The sequence below is a fragment of the Pseudogemmobacter humi genome (assembly GCF_900609055.1).
Classification (GTDB): Bacteria; Pseudomonadota; Alphaproteobacteria; order Rhodobacterales; family Rhodobacteraceae; genus Pseudogemmobacter; species Pseudogemmobacter humi.
This window is the reverse complement of record NZ_UXAW01000085.1, coordinates 17,501-36,858: the sequence shown is the minus strand read 5'-3', so window position 1 is coordinate 36,858 and position 19,358 is coordinate 17,501. Positions and strand designations below refer to the sequence as shown.

At 68.4% G+C, this 19,358-nt stretch carries 15 protein-coding genes and 1 tRNA gene; 4 read left to right on the top strand and 12 right to left on the bottom strand.

Annotation, left to right across the window (positions count from 1 at the left end):
- Positions 1 to 131: 131 nt before the first annotated feature.
- Positions 132 to 2,003, bottom strand: coding sequence for a glycosyltransferase family 2 protein (locus XINFAN_RS14840; RefSeq protein WP_233352224.1), 1,872 nt, complete (start codon positions 2,001 to 2,003; stop codon positions 132 to 134).
- 256 nt (positions 2,004 to 2,259) lie between these two features.
- Between XINFAN_RS14840 and XINFAN_RS14835 the strand changes: the two genes are divergently transcribed.
- Positions 2,260 to 4,545 carry a glycosyltransferase family 61 protein gene (locus XINFAN_RS14835; RefSeq protein WP_124087646.1) on the top strand — a complete coding sequence of 762 codons (2,286 nt, stop codon included), beginning with the start codon at positions 2,260 to 2,262 and terminating at the stop codon, positions 4,543 to 4,545.
- 168 nt (positions 4,546 to 4,713) lie between these two features.
- Here XINFAN_RS14835 and XINFAN_RS14830 read toward each other — a convergent pair whose 3' ends face one another.
- From XINFAN_RS14830 to XINFAN_RS14820, 3 genes are all read right to left on the bottom strand, one after another.
- Entirely contained in the window at positions 4,714 to 5,064 is a 351-nt protein-coding gene (locus XINFAN_RS14830; RefSeq protein WP_124087645.1) for a cupin domain-containing protein, read from the bottom strand.
- A 50-nt stretch (positions 5,065 to 5,114) separates the two neighbouring features.
- Complete coding sequence (locus XINFAN_RS14825; RefSeq protein ID WP_233352223.1) at positions 5,115 to 6,881, bottom strand: NAD(P)/FAD-dependent oxidoreductase; 1,767 nt, start codon at positions 6,879 to 6,881, stop codon at positions 5,115 to 5,117.
- A gap of 135 nt (positions 6,882 to 7,016) precedes the next feature.
- On the bottom strand, positions 7,017 to 7,631 hold the full coding sequence (locus tag XINFAN_RS14820; protein WP_124087644.1) for a DUF6778 family protein: 615 nt from the start codon (positions 7,629 to 7,631) through the stop codon (positions 7,017 to 7,019).
- A gap of 313 nt (positions 7,632 to 7,944) precedes the next feature.
- Here XINFAN_RS14820 and katG point away from each other — a divergent pair, with 313 nt between their 5' ends.
- Positions 7,945 to 10,146, top strand: a complete 2,202-nt coding sequence (gene katG / locus XINFAN_RS14815) for a catalase/peroxidase HPI (protein ID WP_124087643.1) — start codon at positions 7,945 to 7,947, stop codon at positions 10,144 to 10,146.
- Between the two features lie 133 nt (positions 10,147 to 10,279).
- Here the strand turns inward: katG and mnmH are convergent, their stop codons facing one another.
- Positions 10,280 to 11,329: a tRNA 2-selenouridine(34) synthase MnmH gene (gene mnmH / locus XINFAN_RS14810; RefSeq protein ID WP_124087642.1), complete on the bottom strand. Its 1,050-nt coding sequence runs from the start codon at positions 11,327 to 11,329 to the stop codon at positions 10,280 to 10,282.
- Positions 11,330 to 11,644: 315 nt separating this feature from the next.
- On the opposite strand from mnmH, the gene XINFAN_RS14805 reads away from it, so the two are divergent.
- Together XINFAN_RS14805 and XINFAN_RS14800 are read left to right on the top strand one after the other, a co-directional pair.
- The gene (locus XINFAN_RS14805) at positions 11,645 to 12,343 is read left to right on the top strand and encodes a spermidine synthase (protein WP_124087641.1); all 699 of its coding nucleotides are present in this window, start codon (positions 11,645 to 11,647) and stop codon (positions 12,341 to 12,343) included.
- A gap of 69 nt (positions 12,344 to 12,412) precedes the next feature.
- Positions 12,413 to 12,613 (top strand): hypothetical protein, encoded by a 201-nt coding sequence (locus XINFAN_RS14800; RefSeq protein ID WP_124087640.1) that lies wholly within the window; start codon positions 12,413 to 12,415, stop codon positions 12,611 to 12,613.
- A 432-nt stretch (positions 12,614 to 13,045) separates the two neighbouring features.
- Here XINFAN_RS14800 and XINFAN_RS14795 read toward each other — a convergent pair whose 3' ends face one another.
- From XINFAN_RS14795 to fdhE, 7 genes are all read right to left on the bottom strand, one after another.
- Positions 13,046 to 13,300 (bottom strand): hypothetical protein, encoded by a 255-nt coding sequence (locus XINFAN_RS14795; RefSeq protein WP_124087639.1) that lies wholly within the window; start codon positions 13,298 to 13,300, stop codon positions 13,046 to 13,048.
- A 577-nt stretch (positions 13,301 to 13,877) separates the two neighbouring features.
- A complete protein-coding gene (locus XINFAN_RS14790) occupies positions 13,878 to 14,189 on the bottom strand; it encodes a hypothetical protein (protein WP_124087638.1) in 312 nt (103 codons plus the stop codon).
- A gap of 204 nt (positions 14,190 to 14,393) precedes the next feature.
- Positions 14,394 to 14,750, bottom strand: a complete 357-nt coding sequence (locus XINFAN_RS14785) for a cupin domain-containing protein (protein ID WP_124087637.1) — start codon at positions 14,748 to 14,750, stop codon at positions 14,394 to 14,396.
- 227 nt (positions 14,751 to 14,977) lie between these two features.
- Positions 14,978 to 15,070 (bottom strand) — tRNA-Sec (locus tag XINFAN_RS21785).
- 48 nt (positions 15,071 to 15,118) lie between these two features.
- Positions 15,119 to 17,023: a selenocysteine-specific translation elongation factor gene (gene selB, locus XINFAN_RS14780; protein ID WP_124087636.1), complete on the bottom strand. Its 1,905-nt coding sequence runs from the start codon at positions 17,021 to 17,023 to the stop codon at positions 15,119 to 15,121.
- Entirely contained in the window at positions 17,020 to 18,396 is a 1,377-nt protein-coding gene (gene selA / locus XINFAN_RS14775; RefSeq protein ID WP_124087635.1) for an L-seryl-tRNA(Sec) selenium transferase, read from the bottom strand. The genes selB and selA overlap by 4 nt, the downstream gene beginning before the upstream one ends.
- On the bottom strand, positions 18,396 to 19,322 hold the full coding sequence (fdhE, locus tag XINFAN_RS14770) for a formate dehydrogenase accessory protein FdhE (protein WP_233352222.1): 927 nt from the start codon (positions 19,320 to 19,322) through the stop codon (positions 18,396 to 18,398). Before fdhE ends, selA begins: the two co-directional genes overlap by 1 nt.
- Positions 19,323 to 19,358: the final 36 nt, after the last annotated feature.

The following is a 19,358-nucleotide window of genomic DNA, read 5'->3' as shown; positions in this document are numbered from 1 at the left end:
CGGCACCTCAACCTGGGGTTTGTTTACCGGACGGATACAGCAAGCGCGGCACCGGCTCAAGAATCGCGGGCTTTGTGCCGGTGCGCCGGGGTTTTCCTGTGGCGCAAAAGGGGCGGAACGGTGAAACCCGCTCAGCCCGGCCCGGCGATGTCTTTCCGGATCGCGAACAATGTCAGGTTCGGGTCAAAGCCGGGAACGGCCAGATAATCCGCCAGCAAGACCGCCTCGTAATCCGCCACCCGGGCGCGATTGTGTTCCAGCAACCGGCCGTAGAGGAAGATCTGCGCGGGCCGCAGCTGCGCCAGCAGGCGCTCCAGCACACCGGGGGTGATCTGCGCCGCGGCAAGCAGCAGGCTGTCGGCACCCGCGGCAAGCGTTGCCAGCGTGGCGGCGGGATCCGCGCCGAGGAGTGTGTCGTCGAGCCGCAGCCTTTCGGTGAACCTGCGCCCGTTCTTCGCGTAAATCGCGTGCATGGCCTGGCGCAGGCCGGGATCGTCCTCTTGCAGGGTGATGGTCAGATCGGGGCGGGTGGCGGCCAGATGGGCGGCGACGAAGCCCACCCCCGCGCCCGCCTCGAACACTTTCGCGCCTTTCGCCAGCACCTGGGGCATCCGCCGCGCAAGACCGCGGTCGAACTTGCCTTTGGCGATGATCGGCAGGATCGCCGCGCTGAAGATCCGTGGGTCGAGCGGCAGTTTCACCGTATGATTGTCCACCCAGTCGCCCTGGGGCTCGCCCGTGAACACGACCGGACCGGCGGAGTAGTTGCCGAGCGGCACGCTCTCGACCGGCTCGCGCGGCTCGGAGAGGCGCTTTTCCTTCGCTTTGGCGTTGCGGGTCTTTTCCACCTCGCTCATCAGCGCGGCGATCTTTGCCGGATCGCGCGCCTGGGGCGGTTTGGCGGTGATCTGGTGGATCGGCACCTGGCTCGCCTGCGCGAGACCGGCGACCAGATCGGCGTAAGCATCGGTGCCGCGGATCTCGGCCAGCCGCGCCTCCACCCGGTCGAGCGCCGCCCTGTGCAGCCCGGCCAGCACCGGGTCTTTCAGCAGTTCTGCGATGATCGCATTCCGGCGCGCGGTATAGCGCAGCATGGTCTCGTCGCGCACCTCGTTGCGGTCCTGCAGCGACCAGTAATCCGAATTATACTTGTCTTTCTTGTTGTTGACATTGCCGCGCAGCTTGCGGATCGCGTAGCTGTCCACCGATTTCACCGCGTAATGGTTGAGCTGCACCCAGTCGTAGCCCACCGTGCGGGTGATCGAGCGCCAGCCGCGGAACTTGAAGTAATCCTCCATCTCGCGGCCCGAACCGTTCAGCCATTTCACCCGGTCGGGGAAATCGGTCCTGATCCATTTCGATTTGATCTTGGGCCGGTGGATGCCCAGTTTCCAGTGATCGGGGTCGAAGGTGAAGAGCGTCTTGACCCCCCAGCCCTTGTTCCATTCGGGGGGGGCCGCCAGCAGATACTGCTCGCTCACCGGGGCGGTGGACCAGTCGACCATCCCGCCCGAGCCGAAGATCCGCCAGGTCACCACGATGCCATTGGCGTCCTGCGCCTTCGCCGCCGCGATCAGATCGTCGAGCGTGCCGTCGCCGTAGCGGATCGACAGGAATTCGTCGGCGTCGAACACCATCACCCAGTCGGAGAGGCAGACGACGGGCTCTTCCTGGGCGTGGTTCAGCGCCGAGGGCTGCGGCCGGATCCCCTCGGGGATCACATTGCGGCGGTGATGGGCAAGGCCAAGCTCCTCCAGCCGGATCAGCATATCGTCGGTGCCGTCCGAGCAGTCGTTGGTATAGACCACCAGATCGGTGAAGCCGACCGCCAGGTGATGCGCCACCCATTCGATGACGTAGGGGCCTTCGTCCTTCATCATCGAGACGGCGGTGACCTGGCCATGCGGCGAGAGATGGCGCTTCAGCCCGAAGGGGACAGAGCCGAAGATGTCCGAGGCCCCCCTCGTCCGGCTGCCCGGCGCTTTGTGATCCGCATGGTTCATCCTGCCGCCTCCGTCTTCGCCACGCCCGCAAGCGCGGTTTTCATGTCAATAGCGGAGGCAGTCGCCGCTGAGCAACATCGGGCGAGGCAACAATCCCATGTTTTATAAGGTTTGTGCTGCGGTCGGCGATGGCCTTTCACAGAGGTTTGCGCCACAATGGCACCGGCGCGACGGGACCGGCCAGCCGTAAGGCCTGAATATAAAAACCGGCAGGGGCGTCGCGGCAGGCAGGTGGAACAACAGGTAACAGGACGTGATGGCTGAACGCGCCGGAGAGCAGACCGGAACAGAAGAGCCCGCCGCAGAGGCTGCCGCAGAGACCGCAGCAGAGGCCGCGCCCACGGAAAGCCGGCCGCCGAAGCGCAGGGCGGCCAGAGCCCGCGCCGCGAAAGCCGCAGCGGCGGCAGAGGCGCCGGGGCCGGGGATGAAAATCTCGAAAAGCGGGCGGGTGAAGAGCAGGCGCGTGCCGCGCAGCGCCTATCTGCCGCGCCCCGAGGCCAGCGCCTCGGCGGCCGAGGCTGCGATGCGGGACGAATTCTTCCTGCCCGGTCGCCGGGTCGAAGGCTGGTTCGTCCACCGCTCGGACGTGCTGATAGTCACTTTCGACAACACCACCTCGATCGGCGCCTATGAGCCGGCGCAGCCCTGGCTGATGGGGCGCGCGCTGAAGATGGAGGTCTCGGTCCTCGGCCTTATCGCGAAGAGGCGCGACTGGTATCGCAATGCCGAAAGCCAGGAGATGATCGCCAGACTGCGCGATGCGGGTTTTTTCGCCCGCTTTCGTCGGGTGGTGTTCATCGGAACCTCGATGGGGGGGTTCGCGGCGCTGACGCTTTCCGCGCTGGTGCCGGGGGCGGCGGTGGTGGCGCTTTCACCGCAATCGACGCTGGCGCCGGATCTGGCGCCCTTCGATCAGCGCTATCCGAAATACGCCAGAAAGCTGGACTGGCAGGATCTGCCGCTGCGCGATGCGGCGGAAACCGTGGCGCCGGCATCCGAGGTCTGGCTGGTCTACGACCCCTTCACCCCCGAGGACCGGGCCCATGCGGACCGGATCGGCGGCGATCATGTCCGCAGGCTGCATGTCAATTTCCTCGGCCATCGGCTGATGCGCGCGCTGCGCCGCACCGATCTGCTGAACGGGCTGATCGAGGGTCTGGTCAGGGGGACGCTCGATCCCGCCGGGGCGCGGCGTCTGCTGCGGCAGCGCCGCGGTATCGAGGCCTGGCAGACCGCGCTTCTGGCTGCCGGAGAGCAGGCCGGGCATATGATGCTGACCGCGCGCGCCGCGCGCCGCATCCTTGCGCTGCATCCCGAGCGCCGCTTTGCCCGCAGGACCGCGCGCTCGCTTGAACGCCGGCTGGCGGCGCCGGTCGGCAAGCCCCGCGATCCGGTCGGGGACAGCCGCAGGGTGATCGCAAGCCACGATCTGGCGCCGCCCTTTACCGGCGAGATCCTGACCCTTTCCGAGGCGCTGGTGGTGCCCGAGCGTGATCACGACCAGCCGCGCGCCTCGGGGGTTCTGCATCACGACGGGCGGTGGTGCGAATTGTCCCGGGTCTGGATCAGGGCCCGCAAGACCTGCCCGGCGCCGCTGCTTTCCCCGGACGAGCCGATCGGCGATCTGCCGGGAACCCATCTTTACGCCGGCCATTTTCGCGGCCATTTCGGCCATTTCCTGGTGGAATCCACCGCGCGACTCTGGGCGCTGGCGCATCTGGACGAAAAGCCCGACAGCATCCTTTACCTGCCCTACCGCGGCGATGTCGCCGGCGGCGCGCGCGCCATCCGCAGCCAGCGGAAATTCTTTGAACTGCTCGGGATCGACATTCCGATCCGCAGCCTGGAGTTCACCCATCGGGTCGAGCGGCTGATCGTGCCCGAGCTCGGCTTCGGCTGGCTGGAACGCTATGCCGGCTCGCCGGCCTATCGCGCTTTCATGCAGGAACGGCTGCGCGGCGCCGCGCCCGCCGAGGGGGCAGAAGATCTTTACATCTCTCGCGCGCGGCTCAACGCGGCGCGGGGCGGCATCCTGGGCGAGACGGTGATCGAGGAGAATCTCGCGCGGCTCGGCTATGAGATCTTCCATCCCGAGAAACATCCGCTGGACGTGCAGATCGCGCGTTACAAGGCCGCGCGCCGGATCGTGGCGCTGGATGGATCGGCGCTGCATCTGGCGGCCTATGTGCTGCGGCCGGAAAGCCGGGTGGCGATGATCCTGCGCCGCTCGCTTGCCAATGTGGCGGATTACGATCTTCAGTTCCGCTCGTTCTGCGGCGTCGTTCCCGATGTGATCAACGTGATCCGCCGCGACTGGGTGGCGGGCGAGGCGACCCGGCCCGATTTCCGTTCGGTCGGCGAGATCGGTTTCGGGGCGCTGTTCGACCGGCTGAAGGCCCTGGGCTATGTGCCGCCGGACTTCCGCCCCGATCTGCCCGACGAGGCCGCGATCCGCGCCATGCTCGATACGTTCGAGGACCGGCGCGATCAGCCTTTCCGCGCGCTCACCCCGGGCGAGCGCCATGGCGACGAGGAAGAATGAGCGGCGCGGCGGCCTGAACCGGGCGGGGGAAGGAAGGCGGGGGGCCGTCTGCCCCCCGGGCGCCGCAGGCGGCGCCTCCCCCCGAGGGTATTTCGGTCAGGATGAAGATCAGGACCGGAGAAAAGCTTCCGGTGCCGCCGCGCAGGCCCCGGGGCTGTTGACGCCTGGTCAGGACTGGAAGACGTAGATCTTGCGGGTATGCTCCAGGATCTCCCAGGTGCCTTTCCAGCCCCTTGGCAGCATGACCGCATCGCCCGGGCCGAGGGTCTTTTTCGTGCCGTCGACATGGGTCATCACGATTTTCCCTTGCAGGAAATAGCAGAACTCGGCCGCGTTCGAGCGGTCGGCGGTGAAGCGGCCCGGGCTGCATTCCCAGAGCCCGATGTCGAGCGCGCCGTCGGGCGAGGTCCAGAGCGAGGTCGCGGCTTCCTGCTGGCCCGGGGTCAGGGTGGTCGGCTTGTCGGCAAGCGTGCCGAGGTCGATGCCGGCGAGGCCGGTGAAGACGGAAAGGTCGATCACGGTCGGGAAACTCCTGAGGAATGGGAAGGGCGGCGCCCTTGCGGGGGGCGTCAGCGTCCGGTCAGCGTGTTGGCGAGTATCGCCAGCGGCGAGGTGGTTCTGCCGCCCTTCGCGCGCTCCTGCCGGTCGGCCATGTGATAGAGTTGGTACATGCCATGGATGCCGAGCCAGCGGAAGGGCTCCACCTCCCATTTGCGGGGCTTGCGGTTGACCCAGGGGAGCGTGGTGCGCCCGGTCTGTTTGTCCAGCACCAGATCGGCGAGGGTCTGGCCCGAGAGGTTCGAGGTTGAGACGCCGAGGCCCACATAGCCTCCGGCCCAGCCGATGCCGGTTTCGCGGTCGAGGCCGGCGGTGGCGCACCAGTCGCGCGGCACGCCCAGCACCCCGCACCAGGCATGGTCGAGGGCGAGGCCTCGGGTCTGCGGCAGCATGCGGAAGAGGATCTCTTTCAGCTTTTCCACCGTTGCGGGCTGGGTCTGGCCCCGCACGTCGGTTTTCGAGCCGAAACGGTAGGGCACGCCGCGCCCGCCCATGGCGATCCGCCCCTCGCGGGTGCGCTGGGCGTAGCAATAGGCGTGGGAAGCGTCGGCGAGAAGCTGGCAGCCGTCCCAGCCGATCTGATCCCAGAGCGCGTCGGGGACCGGCTCGGTCACCAGGATGGCGCTGTTCATCGGCACCCATTCGCGCCTTTGTCCGGCGATGCCATGGGTGAAGCCCTCGGTCGCGCGGACGATGCGTTTCGCGCGGACGGTGCCGCGGTCGGTGATGACGCGGCCCTTCTCAAGGCCGGTGACGGTGGTCTGCTCGTAAATCCTCACGCCGCGGCGCTCGACCGCGTCGGCGAGGCCGCGCACCAGTTTCGCGGGCTGCACGCGCGCGACGTTGTGGCGCACCAGCGCGCCATGGGCGTTCGGCACCCGGATGCGCGACGTGGCCTCGGGCCCGTCGATCAGCTCCAGCCGCCCGGGGGGCACTTGCCAGGACATGGCGGCGGCGTGGTCGGCTTGCAGACGGTCCCATTGCGCCGGGGATTGCGCGAAGGTCAGGCAGTCGGTCATCAGGAAGTCGCAGTCGATGCCTTCCTTTTCCGTCACCCGTTTCACCTCGGCCACGGTGGCGCGCAGCTGGCGCTCGAAGTCGATCACGCCCTCGCGGCTGCCGGTCGAGAGGTATCTCTCGCGGTTCCAGCCGAATTCGCCCGTGCACCAGCCGCCGTTGCGGCCCGAAGCGCCGAAACCGGCGAATTCCTTCTCGACCACCACGATGCGCAGCGAGGGTTCGGCCTCGGTCAGATAATATGCGGTCCAGAGTCCGGTGAACCCGGCGCCGATGATGCAGACATCGGCCTCGATACTGCCGGGCAGCGGTTTGCGACAGCCCGGCACGCCGCCGATATCGGCATACCAGAAGGAAACTTCGCCGTTGGTCTTCGCATCCATCATCATCGTCCTGTCAATGCCGTCCTTCGCCGCCCAGGGCCAGCTAGATCGGAGCCTTTCCTCTGTCGCTCTGCCTGCGACGAGGGGGGCGTCGGGCAGCACCCTTTCGTATTTCATCGCCGGGCCGGGATAAATCGTCTCGCGCAGCGTGCCGGTCGGCACATTCCCGCGGCCCTCGCCGGTGCCGGGGGCTGGACGGCTACATCCCCGGGGCAGAGCCGCCCCCGGATGGGGTTTGCCGCAGGACAGGATCGCGACGCTGCCGCTGTCTGCCGCGGTCTCAGTGCCCGTCACGCGATATGCGCCGCGCAGGATCAGGTTTTCGCGGATGAACTGGCGGGCGAACAGGCACCCGAGGTGGTGCTGAAATTCAGTCATGATTCTTTACAGCCGTTTCCGGGCCGGGGTGCCTGAAAGGGTGTATTGAAAAACAATGGCCCGCGGCGGGGCGGTGCGGCACAGAAAGGCCCGCCCGGATCTGCCGGGCGGGCCTTGCGATGGCATTGATTGCGGTCAGCGCCCCATGCGCGAAAAGCTGTTGCGGGGGTCTTCGCCATAGCCGCCCAGCCAGTTGCGGAACACCTTGACCAGATGTTCGCCGATCTCTTCCTTCTGGGTATAGCCGCGGGCATCGGCATCGGCTGCGGCCTGGCCCACCAGCGCGGCAAAATCGGCCTCGACCGCCTGCGTCGCGGTCAGGGCCGCGCCGGTGCGGGCGTCGAAGACCGTGATGTCGAAGCGGATGTCATGCACGCCGACATTGCCGTCCATCCCCCGCGCGCGCGGTGTCAGCGCATGGAACCGGGTCACCACCGCTTGGATCGTCACCGGCCGGCTGCCGCGCAAATCCCTGGTGCCCTTTTGCAGCGCATCGCGGAAGATCGCCTCGATCTGGGCGTAGCGGTCACCCATCGGATCGCCGTGCCAGACGATATCGGCTCTCGGCATATAGCTGTTCTTTTCCGAGACCGAGAGGCTGCGCGGCACCTCGACCGAGATCTTCGCCACGCGCCAGTCCCGCGCGATGCTGCGGTCGATCTGCTGATAATTGGTCTGGAAGGTGCCGCTGCCGAAGCAGCCCGCGAGAAACAGGGTCAGCCCCAGGGTGATAAAGGTTTTTCTGAGCATTCCGGCTCTCCGCATACGTCTGATAATCGGATCCGGTTCTGCCGCTGCAACACGGCGGTTTCATGGCCTGATTTCGTTCATATGACGCCCCCGGCGGCAAAAATCCAGAAAAATCCGGGGGAAATGACCCACCGGCGCGGCCGGAATCCGGGTCTGCCCGGCTCTGGCACTCTGGATTTATACTTATTCTAATTTTACTCTATCCAAGGCCGGCGGCTTTGGTAATATGCAGCGCGTCACGCCGGCAGTTGAACAGTCTGCCTCCGATCCGGGGGGCGAAACGGCTGTCGGGCGCAGCCCAGGGAGGATGAGAATGGACGGAAACGACGTAAGCGGCGGCAAGTGCCCGGTGATTCATGGTGCCGGTGGCGGCGCGGCGCGCAGGGGGCGCTCGAATCGTGACTGGTGGCCGAATCAGCTCAATCTGAAGGTTCTGTATCAGAACAGCACCGCGGCAAATCCGCTGGGCGCGGCCTTCGACTATGCCGAGGCGTTCAGACAGCTCGATCTGGCGGCGGTGAAGGCGGATCTGACCGCGCTGATGACCGACAGCCAGAGCTGGTGGCCGGCAGACTGGGGCCATTACGGCCCGTTCTTCATCCGCATGGCCTGGCATTCGGCCGGCACCTACCGCACCGCCGATGGCCGAGGCGGCGCCCGTTCGGGCACGCAGCGCTTTGCGCCCCTGAACTCCTGGCCGGACAACGTGAACCTCGACAAGGCGCGGCGTCTGCTGTGGCCGGTCAAGCGCAAATACGGCAGCAGCCTGTCCTGGGCCGATCTGATGATCCTCGCCGGCAACGTCGCGCTTGAGAGCATGGGATTCAAGACCTTCGGCTTCGCCGGCGGCCGCGCCGATGTCTGGGAACCCGAGGAGGACATCTACTGGGGCTCCGAGGGCGAATGGCTGGCCGATCAGCGCTATTCGGGCGACCGCTCGCTGGAGAACCCGCTCGCTGCGGTGCAGATGGGCCTGATCTACGTGAACCCCGAAGGCCCGAACGGCACCCCGGACCCGCTGGCCTCGGCGCGCGACATCCGCGACACGTTCGCGCGGATGGCGATGAACGACGAGGAAACCGTCGCGCTGATCGCGGGCGGCCATACCTTCGGCAAGACCCATGGCGCGGGCCCGGCCGATAACGTCGGCGCCGACCCGGAAGCGGCGCCGATCGAGGCCCAGGGCCTTGGCTGGACGAACAGCTTCGGCAAGGGCAATGCCGAACACACCATCGGCTCGGGGCTGGAGGTGGTCTGGACCACCACGCCGACCAAATGGTCGAACAACTTCCTGTGGAACCTGTTCGGCTATGAATGGGAACTGACCCGCTCGCCCGCCGGCGCGCATCAGTGGATCCCGAAACACGGCATGGGCAAGGACACCGTTCCCGACGCCCATGTGAAGGGCAAGCGCACCGTGCCGTCGATGCTGACCTCGGACCTCGCGTTGCGCGAAGACCCGGTCTACCGCGAGATCGCGCGCGACTTCCTCGACAATCCCGACAAGTTCGCCGATGCCTTCGCCCGCGCCTGGTTCAAGCTGACCCACCGCGATATGGGGCCGAAGGCGCTGTATCTGGGGCCGGAAGTGCCGGCCGAGGATCTGATCTGGCAGGATCCGATTCCTGCCGTCGATCACCCGCTGGTCGATGCTTCCGACATCGCCGCGCTCAAGGCCGAGATCCTCGGCTCGGGGCTGAGCGTCGCGGAACTGGTCGGGGCGGCCTGGGCCTCGGCCTCGACCTTCCGCGGCTCCGACCTGCGCGGCGGTGCCAATGGCGCGCGCGTGCGTCTCGCACCGCAGAAGGACTGGGAGGTCAACCAGCCCGCGCAACTGGCGCGTGTGCTCGACGTGCTGGAAGGCATCAAGGCCCGGTTCGACGCGAAAGGCGCGAAGAAGGTCTCGATCGCCGATCTGATCGTGCTGGGCGGTGCCGCGGCGATCGAGGCGGCCTCGCAGGCCGCGGGTCAGCCGGTCGAAGTGCCGTTCCTGCCCGGCCGGACCGACGCCAGCCAGGAAGAGACCGAGATCGACAGCTTCGCGGTGATGGAGCCGGGCGCCGACGGGTTCCGCAACTGGCAGCGCACCGACTTCAGCCTGTCGCCCGAGGAAATGCTGGTCGACAAGGCCCAGCTTCTGACCCTGACCGCGCCGGAACTGACGGTGCTGGTGGGCGGGCTGCGGGTGCTGGGCGCCAACCACGGTGGCGCGGCGCATGGCGTCTTCACCGACCGCCCCGGCCAGTTGACGAACGATTTCTTCGTCAACCTGCTGGACATGGCGACGGTGTGGAAGCCGGTCGATGAGAGCGGCAGGCTGTTCCAGGGCACCGACCGCGACACCGGCGCGCCGCGCTGGAGCGCCACCCGCGTCGATCTGGTGTTCGGCTCGAACTCGCAACTGCGCGCGCTGGCCGAGGTCTATGCCCAGGACGACGCCCGGGGCAAATTCCAGCGCGATTTCGTCGCCGCCTGGAACAAGGTGATGAACGCCGACCGTTTCGATCTGCGCTGATCGCGGTCTGACGAAATGACGAACCCCGGCGGGCGACCGCCGGGGTTTTCCTTTCCCTGATGTTCGATAAGGGAAAGCCGTCTGGCGCATTCTGGTGATTGCGACGGACAGAATATTCGATAATGGAAAGTGCTCAGACCAGTCCGGGCACCAGCGCCGCCACCCGGCGGGCGAGACCGGGCAGGGCTTCGGGCGCAAGGCTCTCCGCCACCAGCGGCGCCATCTTCACCGCCAGCCGGTTGCGGTGGCGGCTGTAGCGCGGATCGTAATGCCAGGTGATCAGTTCGAGCGCGAGCCCCTCGTGATCGCCGGAGCCGACCATCCCCTCCCAGGCGGCGATCCGCGCCGCGGGCTGCCAGGGTTTCAGCGCCGCAATCGTGCGCAAGAGCCGCGCGGAATCTCCGGTCACGTCGGCATAGGCGCGGGCGAGGTAGCGGGCGCGCTCCTTTCCCGGCGCCTCGATCACGATCCGCGGCGCGGCGGCCATCGCCTTCCACAGTCTGGGCGGCAGGCGGCGCGCGCCGATCTGCGCGCTTTCCGCCTCGATCACCACCGGACGGGCAGGGTCCAGCGCCGCCATGGCAAGCGCCAGCCGCCCCTCGAAGGCACGCTGGCCGAGCTGCGGCCCCACCGAGCCGAACAGCGAGCCGCGGTGCCCCGCCAGCCCCTCCAGATCCAGCACCTGCACGCCAAGCCCCGGCAGAAGCTGCAAAATCCCGGTCTTGGCGGTGCCGGTATTGCCGTCGAGCAGCACCACCGGGGCCGTGAAGGCCCGCTGATACAGCGCCTCGACCACCAGCCCGCGCCAGGCCTTGTAGCCGCCTCCGATCCGCTCCACCCGCCAGCCGATCTGGCCAAGGATCGTGGCGAACGAGCCGGACCTTTGCCCGCCGCGCCAACAATAGACCAGCGGCCGCCAGCCCCCGGGCATCGCCGCGAGCGGCCCGATCAGATGGCGCGCGGCATTCTGCGCCACCAGCGCGGCGCCCAGCTTGCGCGCATCGAACGGCGAGACCTGCTTGTAGATCGTGCCGACCTGCGCGCGTTCCTCGTCGCTCAGCACCGGCAGGTTGATCGCGCCGGGCAGGTGATCCTCGGCATATTCCGAGGGCGCGCGCACGTCGATGATGGCGTCGAAGCCGAGGCTCAGCGGCTGGCTTACAGAGGTCAGGGTGATCGGCATTCCTCGCCTGTGGGCTGAATGATACGACCCTCAGCCTGAGGAGTGCTTTCGCCCGTCTATAGGCCGGTGCCGCCTGCGTCTCAATGGGGCAGGTTGCACCCCCGGCCCCCGGCGGGCATAGTGCCCCCGACCCGCGCCGCAGAAGGAGGGCATATGTCGAACCTGTCCAACCTTCCGGCGCTGTTTCCGCTTCTGATCGGGCTTCGCGCGAACAATGTCTGAGGGTTGTCGGGCCGTCTGTGCCCGGCAACCCGGCCCCTCGCGCTGAAACCGCCCGCGCTTTGCCGCGGGCCTCGCCTCATCACGGGAAACGACATGACATTGTGGGAAACCATCGCACGGGCGCAAAGCGCCTCGGGCGACGAGATCGTCTTGCGCCGGCGCGCAGAGATCTTCGAGATCCGCTACAACGGCATCGAACTGATGTCGAACCTGAACCACCATTCCGAGGATCAGCTTGCCCTGCGCACGCTGCGGCGCTGCGATTTCACGGCGCGCCATGTGCTGATCGGCGGCCTGGGGATGGGCTATACGCTGCGCGGCGTGCTCGATCTGGTGGGGCAGGGCGCAGAGGTCACGGTCTGCGAGCTGGAGCCGGAGATCGTTGCCTGGAACCGCGGCCCGCTCGGGCCTCTCGCGGGGCGCCCGCTGGACGATCCGCGGACCAGGCTGATCCCCGGCGACGTGCAGGCGCATCTCGCCGGGGCGCGGGGCGCATACGATCTGATCCTGCTCGACACCGACAATGGGCCGGATTTCCTGGTGCGGCCGGAAAACACCGGGCTTTACCAGGGGCAGGGCCTTGCCGCGGTGGCGGGGGCGCTGCGGCCGGGCGGGATCGCCGCCTTCTGGTCGGCCACCGTCTCGGCGCCGTTCGAGCGCGCGCTGGCGGCCCATCCCTGGGCCTGGATCCGTGAGGATATCGCGCTGATGCCGGGGCGGGTCGATGCCATGCACCATATCTACAGCTGCTCGGCGGATGCCGCCCGGCTGGGGTTGCGCAAGGCCGGCTGACGCGGCCGCATCCCGGAACAACACGCCGGGATGCGGGTTTCCCCTGTGATCGGACAACAGGAGGCCAGGATGAAATCCGCAGAAAATATCACCGGCAAGGACGATGCGAAGACCCCCGAACAGCGCCGGGTGGAGCCCGGGGTGGTGCGCGAGAAGGCGAGGCGGCAGAATGACCCCGAGCCCTCGATTCCCCGCGGCCGCAACCCCGACAGCGCCATGTGCGAGGACCGCGACCGTCCGGGCATGATCGACAAGGACAATGATTGCTGAAAGGGCGCATGGATCCTGGCCGCGCGACCGGGATCGCCGCGCAGGCGCCGCGGGGCCGGAAAGACCGCGCGCGGTTCGGGAAATACCGGATGGCGCGGCCCGGCGCCTGGTCCCGGGGCGGGGCGGTATGGGCGCAGGATATGCGCCATGCCTGCCGCTGGCGCGCGCTCGAAACCCCGAGTGATGGCCGGCCTTGCCCGGCTCCGTCGTGGCCGCCCGCCTCGCGGAGCCCCGCGAAGATCGCCGCCGGTTCACGCGCCACGGGGGGACAGAAGGGCGATGAGGCGGTCCCGATGCAATTCTTCCGTCTCTGAGACGCGCACCAGTGCCCGGTCCTCTTCGGGCGCCCCTGATTTCAGGGGCCATTTCAGGGGCCTCTGTGCGGCGCTTGTGCTTTACCCCGCCCGGTTGCGAAGCCTGCCGGACGAAGGATCAGAAGAGCCAGGCCCCCGCGATCAGGCCTGCCGCAAAGCCTGCGATCAGGCCGAGGACGAGGCCGCGGAAGGTCAGGCAGCAACTGCATTCCGCCCAGAGCGGGTTCGCCACGGCGAAAGACCAGTGTCCCTCGCGGGTGCACCAGTTGCTCAGGAACGTATCCGAGGCCCAGGCCATGGCATTGCTGAGCGCATTGTCCTGCCAGCCGGGCGATCCGGAATCGGCAGGGCGATAGGTCCAGGGCTTCGTCATCTGTGCTGCGTCCTTTCGTCTGGTCCGGGCGGCGCGCGGTGGGGTGGAAGGTGCCGCAGGCGATACGGTCCGGTCCGGGGGCCGCCCGGACAGGGAAACCGCAAGGCGCGAAATCTGTTCCGCCCCCACCGGCCGCCGGGGGCGGGCAGGGAAGGCGGGCGACACTTTCTCTGCCTGGTCTCCTGGCGGTCTCCTGGCGGTCTGTTTCACCAGACTGCCTTCTATGCGGCTTTCCGCCAGCCTCGCCGGAAAGCCGGATTCGCCGCGGGTCGCAGGCCGCCGATCTCCGGGACCGCCCCTGCGCGCAGCGACGGATTTCGCAGCCGGTTGTTCCGCCCGGGTTAAACCACAGCGTCCCTGGAATGTTCCTCTTCCACCTGCTCCGAAGGGCGGGTCGGAAATCTGTGGTGGTCCCTGCTGCCGGGTCGGGCCGTTTGCTGAAGGATCTGCCCCGTGACGGGCCCCGGGCGCGACGACAGGCCGGCTGGCGATATCGTCGGCCGGATGACGGATGGTGATCCGGGGCTGATCTGAGGCGCGCGCCCGCGCGGCGGCTCTACTACGAGGCCCCGCACCATCACGAAAGCGCGGGATCTCCTTGCGCCACACAGGCGAAATCGTAGCGGATGATGTGGCGGGCAAGGCTGCCGGGCTCGGTCGTCATGGCCAGGAATTGCGGCTTCCGGCCAAAGTCCGCGCAGAGCCGTTCGGCCCCGGCCTGCGCCTCGGCGGCGCGATGCGTCCCCTGCTCCAGGCGGATCGTCACCTGATCGCCGGAGGCGGCCGATATCTCGCCGGAGCGGCTACAGGCGGAAAGTGCGGCGAGGCACAGGCCGGACAAGAGGATCCGGGAGAGGCTGTTTGCGGGCATGTCCTGACCAGTCTGCATTCTCGGCGTCGAACATCCGGCGAAACCGCCGCCGCCACAACCCGCCGCCGCAGGTTTTTCACGCGGCGGGCGCGGATTGAATGGAGAAAGACCTGCACATCGCCCGCAGAAGACCCCGCGGAAGACCCCGCAGGAGGCCCCGGCGGCGCCAGCCCGGCCCGGCACAGGGCACCGGGCCGGGTCCGCCTAAGCTGCCCGGCGCTGTCAGCGCACCCGGATGGCGAAGGTCTTGCGCACGGTTTCCTCGGTGCGCCAGATCCCGTCGAAACCGGCTTCGATCAGGAAGGTGTCGCCCGCCACGAAGCTGCGGGGCTCTTCGCCGTCGTTGATCAGCGTCGCCTTCCCTTCGAAGAAGTGGATGAACTCGTCCACCTCGTATTTGACCCGGTAGCTGCCCGGCGTCGCTTCCCAGTATCCGCTCAGATACTTGCCGTCGGGGCTTTGATATTCGATCCAGGTCTTCATGGTGGGCGAGCCTTCCACCGGATGCCACCAGTCGAGGTCCGAGGTGATCGGTTCGACCCCGGGCGCCTTCCACGTTCCGAACTTCCTGATAGCCATTATGTCCTCCCGCAGTCTGAAGAGACTGTTTCTCCTGGCAAGTTGCAGGGGCGGCAGGCGCCCCGGGGCAGGATGGCCCGGGATCTTGTGTCATTCAAGGAAACTTTGTTTCTTATGCCTGAAATCCTGATTGACAGGCGCGATCCCGGCGCCGGAGTGCGCGGAGCGGCCGGGCGGAAAGCATCGCCCGTAAGCCGTGCCCTTCGCGGATGCTTTCGGAATTCCGGCGGAGGGGAGTGGGAGTCGAACCCACCCGGGACAGGCTCGCTGCCCCAACCGGTTTTGAAGACCGGCCGCCCCACCGGGGACGATTCCCTTCCATATCGACACGTCAGGCTAGTGGCCCCCGCGCCCTGCCGCAAGGCTGCTCAGTCGAACAGATCGGCGCGGTGCGGGTTGATGCGGCGCAGATCGCCGCGCCGGAGCGTCAGGCCGTGGCGGTCGAAGAAGTCGAGGATCCCGATCGCCACCTTGCGCCCGTTCTGCACCCGGTCGCGGAAGGCCGGGGCGGTGAACCAGCCGCCCTCGGTGGCTTCCTCAAGGTCGTGCAGGATGGCGACCATCTCGCGCGTCACCTCGCGGGCGAAGAAATGATCATGGGCGATCTGATCGGTGCGGCCCATCTTCTGGCTGTGGCGCATCACCCGGCGGATCTCGCGCTCGTCCACGCCGAAGGCATCGGCGAAGTCGCGCACGCGCGGCGGGCGGAAACGGGCCTCGCCCAAAAGCGCGGGGAGGATGCGGTTGAGCAGCGCCTCGTCTTCGGGCGACAGCCGCACCTCATGGCCGGGCAGGCGGACGAAGGCGCCATCGGGCGCGGCGCGGCCCGCGTCGGTCTCCTGGCGCAGGAAGGTCAGGAACACGTCTTTCGGCAGACGGGGGGTGAGCGCGAGGCGCAGCCGCTCGCGGCCCATGCCGGGCAGATCGGGGTTGTCGTCGTGGAACTGCGCCAGCGTCGCCGCCAGCCCCTCGCGCAGGCCGCAGAGGCGGGCGGCGGAGAGCGCGAGCGGGCCGATCATCTGCGCGCCCGCGGCGACGGTCAGCGCCGGGCCCGCGGCGGGCAGCAGCGCCCGGTCGCGCAGGAAGCCGGGCAGATCGACCGGGGCGATCTCAAGCTGGCCGCGCAGGGCCTCGGCGGGGTCTTCGGGGCGCGCGGCTGTCAGCCATGCCAGCCGTTCGGGCGCGCGGCGCTTGCGGGCAGGGGCGCGCAGGTCGAGGAAGCGCCCGCCGCCGATGGTGCGGCTGGCCGAAACGTCGCGCAGCACGAAGCGGTCGCCCAGGGCGGCGGCGATGGGGCGGTCGAGCACCAGTTGCACGAGGCCCGAGGCCCCCGGGACGATCGGGTCCGCGAGCGGCACGATCCGCGCGCCGCACTCGAACGAATGGCTGTGCAGCCGGGCCGGAAACCAGGTGCCGAGCGGTTTCGGCTCGGACCCCAGCACCGTGAGATCGGCGTCGATCCGGTCGGTGGGGGCGTGCAGCCCGGGCGTCAGCACCACGTCGCCGCGGTGGATCGCCTCTTTATGGATGTTCTCGCCCGCGAGGTTCAGCGCGCAGCGCTGGCCGGCGCGGCCCTCTCCGGCCTCGCGGTTCTGGGCGTGGACCCCGCGGATGCGTGCGCTCAGCCCCTCTTTCGGGCTGATCGTCACCGTCTCGCCCGGGGTGATCCGGCCCGAGAGCACGGTGCCGGTCACCACGGTGCCGGTGCCCGCCAGCGTGAAGCTGCGGTCCACCGCAAGGCGGAAACCGCCCCCGGCGCGGCGCAGGGTGGTGGCGGCTTCGGCCTCGGCCAGCAGCGCGCGCAGCCCGGCGATGCCCTCGCCGGTCAGCGAGGAAACCGGGATCACCGGCGCATCGGCGAGCCCGCTGCCCGCCAGCGCCGCACGGATCTGCGCGGTGACTTCAGCCCGGCGGGGCCCGTCGGCAAGGTCGGCTTTCGTCAGCGCCACCGCGCCGCGGGTGAGGCCAAGCAGATCGAGGATCGCCAGATGCTCACGGGTCTGCGGCATTATCCCGTCGTCGGCGGCGACCACGAGCAGCGCAAAGTCGATGCCGCCCGCGCCCGCCAGCATGGTATGGACCAGCCGCTCATGCCCCGGCACGTCGATGAAGCCGGTGATGGCTCCGCCTCCCAGATCGGCATAGGCGAAGCCGAGTTCGATGGTGATGCCGCGCGCTTTTTCCTCGGCCAGCCGGTCGGTGTCCTGGCCGGTCAGGGCGCGCACCAGCGCGGTCTTGCCGTGGTCGATATGGCCCGCGGTGCCGATGATCATAGCGCGGTGAGCGCCGAGATGAGCGCCTGATCGTCGTCGAGGCAGCGCAGGTCGAGGATCAGCGCGCCGTCATGGATATGGCCGATGACGGGGCAGGGCAGCGCCCGCAGCTTCGCCGCCAGCCGGTCGGGCGCATCGCCGCCCTGGCCGGTCAGCCGCAGCCCGGCCGAGGGCAAGGTATCGACCGGCAGCGCGCCGGAGCCCGTCTGGCTGGCGCAGCCGCAGGGGGCGGCAGCGAAGCCGAGGGGTTCCAGCAGCACATGGATCTTCGGCGCCAGCCGCGCGGCCTGGGCGGCGATTTCCGCCGCCGGGCGGGCCAGCATCCTGAGCGTGGGCAGCCGTTCCGCCAGCCGGTCGGGGTCGCGGTAGAGCCGCAAAGTGGCCTCCAGCGCCGCGATGCGGATCTTGTCGAGCCGCACCGCGCGTTTCAGCGGGTTGCGGTTGATCGCCGCGATCAGATCCCTGCGCCCGACGATGAACCCGGCCTGCGGCCCGCCAAGCAGCTTGTCGCCCGAGAAGGTGACGAGATCGGCGCCTTCGGCGACCGCCTCGGCGACGGTCGGCTCGCGCGTCAGCCCCCAGGCCGACAGATCGACCAGCGAGCCCGCGCCGAGGTCGTTCACCAGCGGCACCCGCGCCTCGCGCGCGATCAGCGAGAGCTGCGGCGCGGGCACTTCGGCGGTGAAACCTTCGATGCGGTAATTCGAGGTATGGACCTTGAGGATCACCCCGGTCCCGGGGGTGATCGCGTCCTGGTAGTCGCGCGGATGGGTGCGGTTGGTGGTGCCGACCTCGACCAGCTTCGCGCCTGCGCGCGCCATGATGTCGGGCATGCGGAAGGCGCCGCCGATCTCGATCAGCTCGCCGCGCGAGACCACGGCCTCGCGGCCCTGGGCGAGCGTGTTCAAAGCGATCAGCACGGCGGCGGCGTTGTTGTTGACCACGGTGGCGTCCTCGGCGCCGGTGAGCTCGACCAGGAGCCCGCGCAGATGGTCGTCGCGCTGGCCGCGCCCGCCGGTCTCCAGGTCGAATTCCAGCGCCAGCGGGTTGGCCATGGCGACAACCGCCGCCCGCACCGCCTCATCGGCGAGGATCGCGCGGCCCAGATTGGTATGCAGAACCGTGCCGGTCAGGTTCAGCATCGGCCGCAGCCGGGTGCGCGCCCGCGCCGCCAGATCGGCGCCCACGAGGTCGGGCAGCCGGGCGGCCAGCACAGCGCCATCCTCGCCCGCGCGGATCGCGTCGCGCATCTCGTCGAGCCTTGCGCGCAAAGCCTCGCGCACCGAGGCCCTTCCATGGCCCGCGATCAGCGCCGCGCCCGCGGGCGAGAGCAGGACCTGATCCACCGAGGGCAGGGCGCGGAACCCGTCCATCAGTAGCCCGCGAGATAGGGGTTGAAGCCCGCCCGTTTCAGATCGGTCTCTTTCATCATCATGTCGAGACCGATACTGCCGACATCATCGGCCACCGCGTCAAGGCTCGGGTTCTTCACCTGGTAGAAGATCTTCACCCAGGAGTGGCATTCCTGGCAGCATTCCGCCTTGACGGTCGCCTCGGTGGTTTCGGCGGAACGGTAGGAGATCCCCTTGTTGGTGCCGCAGGCGAGGCAATGGATCCGCACCTCGTTCCACAAGGTCGCGCAGGACATGCAGCTTGCGTAGCGCACGTTCTCGATCCCCGGGGTGCCGGTCACGAGCGACGATGTGGGGCGGCCGCCGCAGCACGGGCAGAGGCCGGTGCGGATCGGTTGCAGATCTTTGGCGTTCAGCGTGGCGGCAAGGCGCGCGAGATGGACCTGCACCGCGGCCGAGGCGAAGAGATGCGGCGCAGCGCTGTCCTCGGGGATGGTGTCCGAGAGCACGTTCGTGAGCAGCCATCGCCGGTCGCCCTCATCGGCGGCGATGACCGCTTTCAGCGCGAGGCGGGCGGGCTCGGGCATCTCCAGCTTCGCCGCCTCGTCGCAGAACCGATCCAGCAGGCGAATGAGCGCCGGGTCGTCCGCCAATGCCGCCCGGTCGAGGGGCGGCATTTTCGCGGCTTTCGCCCGGGCGATCTGTTCCGCCGAAGGGCCCCCGGGGGCGGGGTCTTCCGCCGCCAGCCGGGCCTGGAGTTCCGTCAGAGCGGCGAGGAAGCTCAGATACGGCCCAAGCCGGCTGGTTTCTGCCAGAAAGGCGAAGCGTTTCGCGCGGGTGTCGAAGACCCGCACCGGATCGGGCAGAAAAACCAGCGGCGCCTGAGGGACGCCGCCGATCATTGAAGGATCGGGCATCGAAGGGTCGGGCTGGATGTCTTTGGTCATGCGTGCCTCGGGCCGCCCGGCCCGCGAGGGGCCGGG